The 11,233-nt window shown below is 73.0% G+C and carries 12 protein-coding genes; 5 read left to right on the top strand and 7 right to left on the bottom strand.

The genetic code is table 11. From position 1 onward, the window contains the following. Positions 1–253: 253 nt before the first annotated feature. Positions 254–784: a hypothetical protein gene (locus E6P78_RS21190; RefSeq protein WP_136205200.1), complete on the bottom strand. Its 531-nt coding sequence runs from the start codon at positions 782–784 to the stop codon at positions 254–256. A gap of 194 nt (positions 785–978) precedes the next feature. Here E6P78_RS21190 and E6P78_RS21185 point away from each other — a divergent pair, with 194 nt between their 5' ends. After that, the gene (locus E6P78_RS21185; RefSeq protein ID WP_206307865.1) at positions 979–2,214 is read left to right on the top strand and encodes an MFS transporter; all 1,236 of its coding nucleotides are present in this window, start codon (positions 979–981) and stop codon (positions 2,212–2,214) included. Between the two features lie 141 nt (positions 2,215–2,355). Beyond that, positions 2,356–3,132, top strand: coding sequence for a class I SAM-dependent methyltransferase (locus tag E6P78_RS21180; protein ID WP_136205199.1), 777 nt, complete (start codon positions 2,356–2,358; stop codon positions 3,130–3,132). 18 nt (positions 3,133–3,150) lie between these two features. Here the strand turns inward: E6P78_RS21180 and E6P78_RS21175 are convergent, their stop codons facing one another. From E6P78_RS21175 to E6P78_RS21160, 4 genes are all read right to left on the bottom strand, one after another. Next, the gene (locus tag E6P78_RS21175) at positions 3,151–4,050 is read right to left on the bottom strand and encodes a hypothetical protein (protein ID WP_136205198.1); all 900 of its coding nucleotides are present in this window, start codon (positions 4,048–4,050) and stop codon (positions 3,151–3,153) included. Then, positions 4,047–4,385, bottom strand: a complete 339-nt coding sequence (locus E6P78_RS21170) for a PadR family transcriptional regulator (protein ID WP_136205197.1) — start codon at positions 4,383–4,385, stop codon at positions 4,047–4,049. The genes E6P78_RS21175 and E6P78_RS21170 overlap by 4 nt, the downstream gene beginning before the upstream one ends. A 26-nt stretch (positions 4,386–4,411) precedes the next feature. Further along, positions 4,412–5,737: an MFS transporter gene (locus tag E6P78_RS21165; RefSeq protein ID WP_136205196.1), complete on the bottom strand. Its 1,326-nt coding sequence runs from the start codon at positions 5,735–5,737 to the stop codon at positions 4,412–4,414. 199 nt (positions 5,738–5,936) lie between these two features. Continuing rightward, entirely contained in the window at positions 5,937–6,893 is a 957-nt protein-coding gene (locus tag E6P78_RS21160) for a LysR family transcriptional regulator (protein ID WP_136205195.1), read from the bottom strand. 90 nt (positions 6,894–6,983) lie between these two features. Between E6P78_RS21160 and E6P78_RS21155 the strand changes: the two genes are divergently transcribed. From E6P78_RS21155 to E6P78_RS21145, 3 genes are all read left to right on the top strand, one after another. Continuing rightward, positions 6,984–8,498: an MFS transporter gene (locus E6P78_RS21155; RefSeq protein WP_136205194.1), complete on the top strand. Its 1,515-nt coding sequence runs from the start codon at positions 6,984–6,986 to the stop codon at positions 8,496–8,498. Next, positions 8,495–9,238 carry a siderophore-interacting protein gene (locus E6P78_RS21150; protein WP_136205193.1) on the top strand — a complete coding sequence of 248 codons (744 nt, stop codon included), beginning with the start codon at positions 8,495–8,497 and terminating at the stop codon, positions 9,236–9,238. The genes E6P78_RS21155 and E6P78_RS21150 overlap by 4 nt, the downstream gene beginning before the upstream one ends. Before the next feature lie 156 nt (positions 9,239–9,394). Beyond that, positions 9,395–9,619, top strand: coding sequence for a DUF2277 domain-containing protein (locus E6P78_RS21145; protein WP_136205192.1), 225 nt, complete (start codon positions 9,395–9,397; stop codon positions 9,617–9,619). Here the strand turns inward: E6P78_RS21145 and E6P78_RS21140 are convergent. Both E6P78_RS21140 and E6P78_RS21135 read right to left on the bottom strand, forming a co-directional pair. Then, complete coding sequence (locus tag E6P78_RS21140) at positions 9,606–10,271, bottom strand: VTT domain-containing protein (RefSeq protein WP_168712666.1); 666 nt, start codon at positions 10,269–10,271, stop codon at positions 9,606–9,608. The two genes, E6P78_RS21145 and E6P78_RS21140, sit on opposite strands and share 14 nt — an antisense overlap. A 236-nt stretch (positions 10,272–10,507) precedes the next feature. After that, positions 10,508–10,966 (bottom strand): DoxX family protein, encoded by a 459-nt coding sequence (locus tag E6P78_RS21135; protein WP_136205191.1) that lies wholly within the window; start codon positions 10,964–10,966, stop codon positions 10,508–10,510. Between the last annotated feature and the right edge of the window lie 267 nt (positions 10,967–11,233).

Genomic DNA, 11,233 nt, shown 5'->3' with positions numbered 1-11,233 from the left:
GCAATCCGATCGCGATCCGGTCCGACAACCGCTCGTCCGTTTCCGGCTTGACCTGTCCAGGGCGTGGCATCCCGGCACCTCCTGAACAGGCACCCTACCAGCCGAGATCCTTAAGTCACTGGTATTGGGGTTAGGGCCGGAGCGGCGGTTAGGGCCGGAGCGGCGGTTGGGGTCGGGGCGGCGATCGGGGCCGGGGCCGGGTGCCGAGTGGCGGTGCCGCGCGGGCACCTCGGCGGGCTACGGCAGCGCGTACCTACGACGCCCTGTGCCGCGCCCGCCTGGCGACCGATCGTCCCGCCTTGCGGTTGGCGAAAGGGCGGGCGCCGTGCGTCTCCACGAAGTCGGTGATCAGCTCGGCTTCGACCGACTCCGGGTCCTGCCCGTGGATTCCCTTCCATGCCACGAGGAACTGGTCGCTTCCTTCGAGCTGCCAGATGTAGCGGCCGCCCCAATGGCCGACCGGCTCGCCTGCTCCGTGCCGCCGGTACTCGTCCAGCCGTTTACGCAGGCCTCGTCTGCCCGTTGAGCCGATGCCGGCCTTGCCGATGTAGAGCACGAGCGCATGGGCGAGCCACGCGTCTGCGAGTTCGGCGTCTGTCACCGAGGGGTCCTTCCCCTTGAAGCACCCCGCCGGACTGCGGTGCCTGAAGCGGGGTGGTTCGTTGTTCGTCCGGAGGATCACATAGACGCCGGCCCCGGCCGGTACGGGTGTTTCAGGAAGAGCGGTGAACCGTACGAAGCCGACGAATCCTGCCTCGGTCAGTCCTGCCCGGGTCCAGTCCATGACGCGATTCTGAGACAGCGCGGGTGTTGCCGTCCCGGGTTCCTCCCATTTGGCCAGGAGCCCGGCTACCCCCAATAGTCAGATGACCCCGCGACGCCGGCGCCCCTACCCTGGCCGCCATGGGTGACGTGTGTGAAGGGCCGGCGGCTGTCGATGACCGGGATGAGCCCCTTCCTCCCGTCGCAGGGTCCCCTCTGCGCCTGCCCGCCTTCCGGCGCTTCCTGCTCGCCCACCTGGTTTCGGCGACCGGGTCGGCGATGGCCCCCGTGGCGCTGGCCTTCGCGGTGATCGGGCAGGGCGGGGGAGCGCGGTCGCTCGGGATCGTGCTCACCGCCAACACCGTGCCGACCCTGGTCTTCCTCCTCGTGGGAGGTGTGCTGGCGGACCGGGTCTCCCGCAGCCGCCTCCTCTTCCTCGGGAACCTCGGGGCCGGGGCCGCGCAGGCGGCCGTTGCCGTGCTCGTCGCGACCGGGGCGGCGACCACCTTCACGATCAGCGTGTGCGCATGCGCCTCCGGGGTGGCCGCCGCCTTCACCACGCCGGCGGCCCAGGGAATCGTGTCCCGGCTCGTGCCCGTGGAGCAGCTTCAGCAGGCCAACGCGCTGGTCCGGGTGCCCCGTAACGCCGTCAAGGTCATCGGGCCGGTCATCGGCGGGTTCGTCGTCGCGCTGACCGGGCCGGCCTGGGCGCTCGGGTGGGACGCGGTCACGTTCGTCGTCGCCGCGCTCCTGCTGGCCGGGCTGCGGCTCGCGGGCTCCGCTGCCTCCGGTGGTCCCGGTGGTCCCGGTGGTCCCGGTGGTCCCGGTGGTCCCGGTGGTCCCGGTGGGGGGCTGCTGGCCGAGTTGAAGGTGGGGTGGTCCGGGTTCCGGTCCCGGGCCTGGCTGTGGAGCTACACGCTCTCCGGTACCGCCGTCGTGGCTGCCTGGCTGGCCGGTTACCAACTGCTCGGGCCGCTCGTGGCCGACCGCAGTTACTCGGGCGCCGGCTCCTGGGGGCTGGTGCAGGGGGCCTTCGCCGCCGGGCTCCTGGCGGGGACGTTCGTCTGTCTCCTGTGGAAGCCGCAGCGCCTCATCCTGGTCTGCGTCTTGACCAGTTCCGCTCTGTTCCTGCCGCTGGCCGCCATGGGGCTGGGGCTGCCGCTGCTCTGGGTGCTGGGGGCCGCCGTGGTGGCCGGGGTGGGGACGGACGTGGCGATCGTCGCCTGGGCCACCGCCATGCAACAGCAGGTGCCCGACGAGGAGTTGGGGCGACTCAACGCCTTCAACTCCCTGGGGGAGCAGATCGCCATCCCTGCCGGGTACCTCGCGGTGGGGGTCGCCACCGCGTACTGGAGTACCCGCAGCGTCCTGCTGGTGTGCGCGGCCGTCATCGTCTTCGCCGGGCTTGCCAACGCCTGCGTAGGCGATGTGCGCCGGATCAGGAGGGTGTGACGGTCCGGGGCCGACAATGGGCAGGTGGTTTGTATATGTCGGTTGCCGACCTATAGTTGCCCGGGTGATGTCCCGTCCCCGGGCCCGCTCCGTGCTGCGGCTGCCCCGGGGCATCGCCCTGCAGCGGAGATGGAGTCAGGCATGGCCTCCAAGAAGAACCTCGTCGCCAACCGGGAGTCCCTGGCCCACAAGGTGCGGTACGCCGCAAGCCGACCGGATCGCATCGCGCCGTATCTCAAGCGGGCCGCCCGGGACCGCTGGCTGGCCTTCAAGCACCCCGACCACGTGAACTACTACCGGGCCGTGATGGCTTCGGACACCCGCCGCAACCCGGAGGCTGCCGTGGGCAGCCAGACGCATGAGCGCTGGCTGGCGCTCGGGCAGATGCAGTTCGACTACCTGGTCGAGCACGGGCTCGCCCCCGGCGCCCGCATGCTCGACATCGGCTGCGGCAACCTGCGCGCGGGCTGGCGTTTCATCGACTACCTGGAGGCCGGGCACTACTACGGCATCGACATCTCGCCCGACATCCTGATCGCCGCCAAGCGGACGCTGGCCACTCAGGGACTCCAGGCCAAGGTTCCGCACCTGACGATCACCAAGGACCTGACGCTGGACTTCCTGCCGGAGGCGTACTTCGACGTCGTCCACGCCCACAGCGTGTTCTCGCACTCGCCCATCGGGATCATCGACGAGTGCCTGGCCCACGTCGGCCGCATCCTCGCCCCCGGCGGGCACTTCGACTTCACCTTCGACCGCACCACCGGCGCCGAACACCAGGTGCTGCGCGAGGACTTCTACTACCGGACCGAGACCCTGATCGACCTCGCCGCCCGGCACGGGCTGCACGCGCGCTTCATGGACGACTGGGAGAAGCTGGGGCACGGCCAGTCGAAGATACGCGTCAGCGCCGGGTGAACGCGGCCCCCTTACGCCTCAGTCGGGCCGCGCCGTCCCCGAGTCCCGGCCGCGCAGCCGCCACAGGCGCAGGGCCACCGCCCCCGCGGCCAGTACGGCCAGGGCCGGGGCGAGGGTGTCCTGGTCCACCACCCCGGCCGCGTACCCCGTCGCGACGAACGGCGCCCCGGCCAGCGCGCACTGGCCGCTCGTACGCAGGCCGGCCAGGGCCGGGCGTCCCGCCAGGAGCAGTGCGGCGGCCAGCGGCACCCCCAGGCGCCAGAGGACGGCCGAGAGGTGGCTGTCCAACTCGGCCGGCGCCAGGGCGAACACGGTGAGCGGAGTCCACAGCAGCAGCGCCGCCCGGCCCGCCGGGCTCCGGAAGCGGCCGGACGGGCGCAGGTCCGGCGGGCAGGCCAGGGGCAGGGCGGCGACCGCGACCGGGGCCAGGAGGTAGGGGACGGAGGGCAGCGGGGGCAGCAGCCCGGCCGACAGCGGGACCGCGACCAACGTGACCGCCAGGGCCAGCGCCCCCGCGAACGCGCACCGCGCCCCCGCCGCGAAATGTCCACCCAGCGCCAGGACGGCCCCGGTCAGCGCCAGCAGGTCGCAGGCGATCATGACGTAGCTCAGCGGGACCAGGAAGTCCGGGTTCCCGCTCAGCCGCCAGTCGCTGATCATCGAGACCAGCCCGAAGGCGGCGTACGCGGCGGTGGCCGCCAGGGCGAAGGGGGCGGCGGCCGCGAAGAGGCGTCCGCCGCGGTGCGCGGAGCCCAGGCGCAGCCGTAGCCGCAGGGCGTGCGCGGCGATGTCGCCCGCCTCGCGGAGCCGGGCGATCCGGCCCGCCCCCTCGGTCGCCTCCCGGTACGCCTCGGCGATCTCGTCCCCGAAGGCGCGGCGGAAACCGGCCGGGTACAGCCGCAGCAGCGGGGTGCTCATGCGGTGGCCGGCTTCCCGGCGACGCCCAGGCGCCGGGTGGCCTCGCGCGCGGTGGCCGCGATCCGCCGTGCCTCGGCGGCCAGGGACTCGCGGCCTGCCGGGGTGAGCGTGTAGGTGCGGCGCAGCCTGCTGTCCACGACCTCCTCCGCGTGCACCTCGATCAGCCCCTCGTTCAGCAGCCGCTCCAGCGCCCCGTACAGGGTGCCGGTGCGCATCTTGACCCGGCCGTCCGAGATCGTCTCGACCTCGCGCGCGATGGCGTAGCCGTGCCGGGGCTCGTCCGCGAGGGCGGTCAGGAGGAGGAGGGTCGGTTCCTGCATCGCGCGTTCACTCATGCCCGTCATCGTAAGGCAGTCACGGGTCACTCACCGGCATATGCCGGTTCCCCGGTCGGTTCCTCCGGTTCAGTGGTCGGGAGGTGTTTGCCCAGGCGGGACAAGGGGGAGAGCGCCATGAACGCCGGGGAGAGGGCGAGCGCCACGGCGGTGAGCAGCAGGCTCGTACGCAGGCCCCACGCCGTCGCCAGGAAGCCGCCCAGCAGCGAACCGAAGGGCGTGAGACCCATGCCCGCGAAGTTGATCGTCGCCACCACCCGGGCCTGGATGCGGACCGGGGTGACGGCCTGCCGTACGGACATCACCGTAACGTTGACCAGCTGGCCGAACGTACCGAAGAGGAGGTTGACGGCCATGAGCGCGGGCAGGACGAGGGCGCCCGCGCCGGGCAGTGCCGGTACGCCGAGCATCACGCCGTCCGCGAGGACCGCCCCGCCCACCAGCACGGGTCCGTAACCCAGCCGTTCCGGAAGTTTCGCGGCCAGCAGCGAACCCAGCACCGCCCCCGGGCCGGTCGCCGCGAGCGCCAGGCCCACCTCCGCGCCCGACAGGCGCAGTTCGCGCGGGAGGAAGAGCAAGTAGACGGTCATCAGGGCGGCCAGCGAGAACTGGAAGAGGGCCGACGCCAGTCCCACCGCCCGCAGCGCCGGGTGCCGGGCCACGAAGCGGAGGCCCTCCCCGATCTCCCGCAGGACCCGGGGCCGGCCACCGGCGGGCGCGGGGACGCGTTCGCGGCGGCGGATGCGGCAGACCGATACGGACGACAGCGCGAAGAGGACCGCGCCGGTGAGGACGGCCAGGGGCGGCGCGAACACCGACACCAGCGCGCCGCCCAGCGCCGGGCCGCCGATCTGCGCAGCCGACCTGCTGCTCTCCAGCGCGCTGTTGCCCCGTATCAGCCGGCCGCGGTCCACCAGCCGGACCAGCGACGCCTGGTACGCCACGTCGAAGAACACGCTCCCCACGCCGATCAGCGCGGCGGCGACGAGCAGCGCGGGCAGCCCGAACACGCCGAGCAGGTACGCCGCGGGGACCGCCGTCAGGGCCAGTGCCCGGCCGATGTCCGCCGCGACCATCACCGTGCGGGTGCGCCGGCGGTCGACCCACGCGCCCGCGAGCAGCGACAGCAGCAGGATCGGCGCCTGCTCCACCGCGCGCAGAACGCCCAACTCGCCCGCGTCGGCGTGCAGGGAGACGACGGCGACGAGCGGCAGGACGACCTGGATGGCCTGCGCGCCGAACTGGGACGCGGTCTGGCCCGCCCACAGACGCAGGAAGTCCGGGTCCCTCCGGAGGGAGGTGTGGGGGGTGCGTGAGGTGTGGTGGTCGGGGGTGTGGGAAGCGGGATGCACGGGTGGCACCTTGAGCTGCGGAGGACAACGCTCCGCCGCCACCGGGGCACGTGTGTGCGCCGGCGGTCGGGCGGGAAGGGCTCGCTGTGCCGCAGTCGGAGGCAGCACGCGATGACGGGTCGATCACGACCTACGGCGTCAGCGCGCGCTCGGGCTACCGGGCAACTTCCCCTCCTCGTGGCCGTCGGGTGAGGAGAGGTTAGCCCTTGGGCGGGGCGGGGAACAGCGGGTTTTCGCCGCCGTCCCGTGCGGCCTCCTCGCGTGCCAGGTCCCGGAAGCAGCCCCGTAGCCAGGCGTGCGCCGGGTCCGCGTCGTGGCGTGGGTGCCAGGCCATGCCGAAGGACAGCGGCGGCAGCCGGAAGGGGATCTCGAACGTCCGCAGGCCCAGGGTGTCCGTTACGGGGCGGGCGCGCCGGGAGGCCAGGCCGATCAGATCGCTGTTCAGCAGGATGAAGAGGGAGGAGGGGAAGGTGCCGACGCTTCCCACCACCCTTCTGCGCAAACCCAGTTCGGCGAGGGCGGTGTCGACCGGGCCCTCGGTCCGGCCGCGCCGCGAGACGGTCAGGTGGTCCGCGGCGGCGAACCGGGCCGGGGTGATCTCCCCGTCCAGGAGCGGGTGTCCCTGCCGTGCCACCCCCACCATGCGGTCGTCGTAGAGGTGTTCCCGGTGGACCTCCGGCGCGCGCGTGTCGAGGACCCCCACCTCCAGGTCGGCGGCCCCCTCGCGCAGGAACGGGCCGTCCACGTGGCTCTCCATCAGGAAGCGGAGCCGTACACCCGGCGCCTCCCGCGCGATCCTGGCGAACAGCGCGGGGCCGGACGTCGCCGCCAGGAGGTCCTGGGCGAGCACCGTGAAGGTCCGCGACAGGGCGCGCAGATCCACCTTGCCGCCCGACAGGAACAACCCGCGCGCCCGCTCCACGACCGCGCGCACCTCGCCGTGGATGGCCAGAGCGTGCGGTGTGGGCACCATCGTGCGCCCGGCGCGCACCAGTACCGGATCGCCGAGCGCCTTGCGGATGCGGCCCAGGGTGCGGCTCATCGCGGGCTCCGACAGATGCAGCCGGGCGGCGGCCCCCGAGACGCTGGATTCCTCCAGCAGGACGTCCAGGGCGACCAGAAGATTGAGGTCAAGGCCGGATTGCGTCACGCGCATACATCCCTTGTCGAAGATGCATTGGAAAGCAAGACGCCCCAACTCTACGGTGGGGAGCACACCCCTCAACCACGGCTCCCAGGAGGAGCGTTGCCTCCGTATGCCCAGAAAGCCCCCGAGGCCCCCGGCACGCCGGGCCTCTCCCGCGCCGCGCTGTACGTGCTCTGCGCCTGTGTGCTCGTCGCCCAGGGCATGGTCGCGGCCATCAACCTGCTCATTCCCCAGCTCGCCGCGTCCTCCCTGCACCCTTCCTCCAGCGAACTGCTGTGGGCGGTCGACGCGTACGTCATCGTCTTCGCCGGTCTGCTGATCCCGGCGGGCGCGCTCGGTGACCGCTACGGGCGCAAGGGCGCCCTGCTCGCCGGGCTCGGGCTCTTCGCCGCGGGCGCCGCCACCAGCGCGCTCGCCGCCACCCCCGCCGTGCTCATCGCCGGACGCGGGGTGTGCGGGGCCGGGGCCGCGCTCATCATGCCCGCGACCATGTCCCTCCTCGTCAGCCTCAGCCCGCCCGCCCGCAGGACACAGGCGCTGGCCAGCTGGACGCTCGCCGCCGGGCTCGGCGGGCTCGCGGGCAACGTCGCAGGCGGCCTCGCCGGACAGTTCCTGACCTGGCGCGCCCTGTTCTGGGCGATGGGACCGCTCGCCGCGCTGCTCGCCCTCGCCGTCGCCCGCCTCACGCCGCGCAGCCCCGAGCGGTCGGACTCCGCGCCCGACCCCGTCGGATCGCTGCTGCTGACCGCCGCCCTGACCGCCCTGGTGTACGGCATCATCGAGGGCCCGCCGCGCGGCTGGGGCTCGGCGCACGTCCTGACCGCCTTCGGCCTCGGAGCCGTACTGCTCACCGCATTCGTCCTCCACGGCCTGCGCGCGGCCAAACCGCTGCTCGACCCCCGGATCTTCGCCTCGCCCGTTCTGCGGGCCGGGACGCTGGGCATCGCCACGGGCTTCTTCGGTCTCTTCGCGCTGTTCTACGTCAACTCCCAGTACCTCCAGTACGTGAAGGGCTTCCCGGTCGGCCTCGCCGGGGTGGCGATCGTCCCGCTCACCGTCGGGATGGCCGTCATGCCGAAGGTCGGGGCGCGCTGGCAGGACCGTCACGGCATGCGGCCGGTGGCGGGCTGCGGGCTCGCCCTCATCGGCGGCGGGCTGCTCCTCGTGTCGACCGCCGACGCGGGCACGCCGTACGCCCTGTACGCCGTGTACCTCCTCGTCATCTCCGCCGGTACGGGACTGTGCGCGCCGGCCCTGACCGCAGCCGTCCTGGTCGGACTGCCCACCCACCAGAGCGGGCTCGGCTCGGGGCTCAACACGGCGGCCCGAGAGATCGGGGCGGCGCTCGGTGTCGCCGTCGTCGGTACCGTGCTGGCCTCCGGGACCGGTACGGACCACGCCTCGGCCGCCCACGCCGCCGCGTTCACCTCGGCGATGTCCGACGGGCTGCGGGTCGTCGCGGTGGTGCTCCTGGTCGCCACGGTCTTCGTCGTGCTCGGCGCGTCCGGCCGCCCACGCACCGCCCCCGCCCCGGCCGGTGACGAGGCCGATGACGGGGCCGGTGACGGGGCCAGGACGCCGGGTTCGCGCGCGGGCGAGCGGGAGACGGTGTGAGCGGCCCGGAGGCGGGTTCCGCGCGCGCCGGCGGGGTGCGGGAGCGCATCCTCGGCCTCATCGCGCTCCGGGGGACGGTCACCGAGGCCGAACCCGTCGCCGCCCGGATGCGCAGGATTCGTATCACCGGCGGCGACCTCGCCGGCCTCGGCGTGCTGCCCGGCCAGCAGGTCAGGGTCCATGTGGACGGCGGGCTCACCACCCGCCGCACGTACTCCCTCCGGCACTACGACCCCGCCGGCAGCCTCGACCTGTGCGTGTACGACCACGGGGACGGCCCCGGGGCGGCCTGGGGGCGGTACGTGCGCGTCGGGGACGAGGTGCGGTTCGGGAAGCCGGAGGGCGGCTTCGTCCTGCGCCCCGGGGCCTCGCACCACGTGTTCGTCGGCGAGGAGACCGCCTCGGTCGCCCTGGGCGCCATGCTCGCGGCCCTCCCCGACCCGTCCCGGGTGCACGGGGTGATCCAGACGGCCACCGCGGCCGGGCGGCTGCCCGTGGAGCACGCCGGCCGGTTGCGGTGGCAGCTGCGCGGGGACCGGCCGGCCGCCGCGTCCCAGCAGCTCGCGGACGGCGTAAGGGCGCTGGAACTGCCCGACCCGGCGCGTGCGGTCGCCTATGTGGCGGGGGAGGCGCGGACCGTGCAGATGGTGCGGGACGTGCTGGTGCGGGAGCGGGGGTGGCCCCGCAGGTCGGTGGTGACGAAGCCGTTCTGGGCGCCCGGGAAGCGCGGCCTGGAGTAGGTGGGGGCGGCGGTCCCGGGCCGGGGCGGGGCCGGGGCGGTCCCGGGCCGGGGCGGCGGCGGTCCTGATCTGGGCGCTGTGCACGGGGCGCACCAAGCCGGTCGTCTGACCGGCCGGCCGCACGCTGTTGTCAGTGGTGCGCATCACACTGGAGACATGTGCCGCAGTATCAAGACGCTTCGACCGCCCGCCCTCCCCGAAGAGGCCACCGAGGAGGACATCCGCGCCGCCGCCCTGCAGTTCGTCCGCAAGGTGTCGGGCTTCCGGGCCCCGGCCGCGCACAACAGGGAGGTCTTCGACCGTGCCGTCGACGAGATCGCCGAGGCGACCGCCCGACTGCTGGACGGCCTGGAGATACGCGGTGGTGTCAGGGCGTCGTAGGGACCGAGGCGGCGGCGGCTGCCGCGGCGGCCGGGCGCCGCATGAGGAGCGCGGCGAAGGAGCCCGCGACGAACAGGGCGAGGACCGATATGGCCGTGCCCAGCCAGCTCGCGCCCAGCCACTGCGCGCCGAAGTAGCCGAGCCCCACGCTGTAACCGGCCCAGGCCAGGCCCGCGACGGCCGACCAGGGCAGGAATTCCTTCACCTTGCGGTGCGAGGCGCCCGCGCCCAGCGAGACGACCGAGCGCCCGGCCGGGGCGAAGCGCGCGATGACGACGAGGACGCCGCCGCCCCGGCTCAGGGCGGCGCCGAGGCGTTCCTGCGCGGAGGTGAGGCGCCGGGAGCGCGCTATGGCGCGGTCCAGCCGCTCGCCGCCGTGCCGGGCCAGCCGGTACGCGGCCAGGTCGCCGAGCACCGACGCGGTGGCCGCGCACAGGAGGAGGGCCAGGAGGGAGGGGACCTCGGTGACCTGACGGGCGGCGCCCGCCGCGTCGGCGGCGACACCGGTGGTGCCCGCGGCGGCGGCCGTGGCGGCGGTGATCACCAGCACGCCGCTGGGCAGGACGGGGAGGAAGACGTCGAGCAGCACCGAAAGGGCGACCGCAGCGTAGATCCATGGGCTGCCGGTCAGCGCACCCACACTCTCCAGCACCTTCTACTCCCCGATCGGTAACAACGCCGCGACGTCGCAGGGGAGCGGCAGGAGCGGCAGGGTCAGCTGTACAGCGTACGCCCGCCGTTCACCTGGAGATCCATATATATGCGTGATGTTGGGCACCCCGGTCGAGCGGCGCTCGAACGCGTACCGCCGGGGAGCGGTTTTCCCGGCGGTACGCGTGGGTTTCGGCGGGCCCGGTCGGCGGCGGGCCCCGGGGAGTGGGGAGCGGGTCAGACGGCGACCGGGGAGCTCTGTTCCGGCGCGGGGTCCTGGTCCCGCCGTTCGGGGGCGCGGGAGGTGAACAGCCGGTCCAGGGCGAAGGCTCCCGGGCCGGTGAAGACGAGCAGCAGGAACACCCAGCTGTAGACGGCGGAGGATTCACCGCCGTTCTGGAGGGGGAAGAGTCCCCCGGACTGGTGGACGCTGAAGTAGGCGTACGCCATGGAGCCGGAGGAGATCAGTGCGGCGACACGCGTGCCCAGGCCCAGGGCCACGAGGATGCCGCCGATGAGCTGGATCACCGCCGCGTACCAGTCGGGCCAGGTGCCGGCGGGTATGGAGCCACCGTCCCTGGCGCCGCCGAGCACACCGAAGATCGAGGCGGCACCGTGGCATGCGAAGAGCAGGCCGACGACGATACGGAAGAGCGCGAGGACGTAGGGCTGGGCCCGATGCAGGTGTGTGGACATGGGGGGGAGGGCTCCTTCGGTCTGGTGGGGACGTGAACCGACTGAGCGCAAAAGATTAGGGAGACCTCACCAATGCTTGCAAGTTCAACATTTTGTCGACTGACTGAAATTCGACGGGCGGACATGAGTCAGCGGGCAGGCCAATACCGCCGCGAACTGGGCGCCTTCTTTCCTTCGCTTGGCCTGAACCAATGACAGCGCAGTTTTCCGGCCACGCGGGGGAGAAGGCCGGTGGTTGGTGCCCCGACCATGGCAAGCCTTTTCTTT

Source organism: Streptomyces sp. A0958 (assembly GCF_004795035.1).
GTDB lineage: Bacteria > Actinomycetota > Actinomycetes > Streptomycetales > Streptomycetaceae > Streptomyces.
This window is presented reverse-complemented; position numbering and strand designations above follow the sequence as displayed.

Bases quoted from the DNA above. Each gene is read 5' to 3' on its own strand.
- E6P78_RS21135 (WP_136205191.1), bottom strand. From the start codon at position 10,966: ATGTCCACACACCTGCATCGGGCCCAGCCCTACGTCCTCGCGCTCTTC.
- E6P78_RS21160 (WP_136205195.1), bottom strand. From the start codon at position 6,893: ATGCGCGTGACGCAATCCGGCCTTGACCTCAATCTTCTGGTCGCCCTG.
- E6P78_RS21175 (WP_136205198.1), bottom strand. From the start codon at position 4,050: ATGAGCACCCCGCTGCTGCGGCTGTACCCGGCCGGTTTCCGCCGCGCC.
- E6P78_RS21180 (WP_136205199.1), top strand. From the start codon at position 2,356: ATGGCCTCCAAGAAGAACCTCGTCGCCAACCGGGAGTCCCTGGCCCAC.
- E6P78_RS21170 (WP_136205197.1), bottom strand. From the start codon at position 4,385: ATGAGTGAACGCGCGATGCAGGAACCGACCCTCCTCCTCCTGACCGCC.
- E6P78_RS21190 (WP_136205200.1), bottom strand. From the start codon at position 784: ATGGACTGGACCCGGGCAGGACTGACCGAGGCAGGATTCGTCGGCTTC.
- E6P78_RS21145 (WP_136205192.1), top strand. From the start codon at position 9,395: ATGTGCCGCAGTATCAAGACGCTTCGACCGCCCGCCCTCCCCGAAGAG.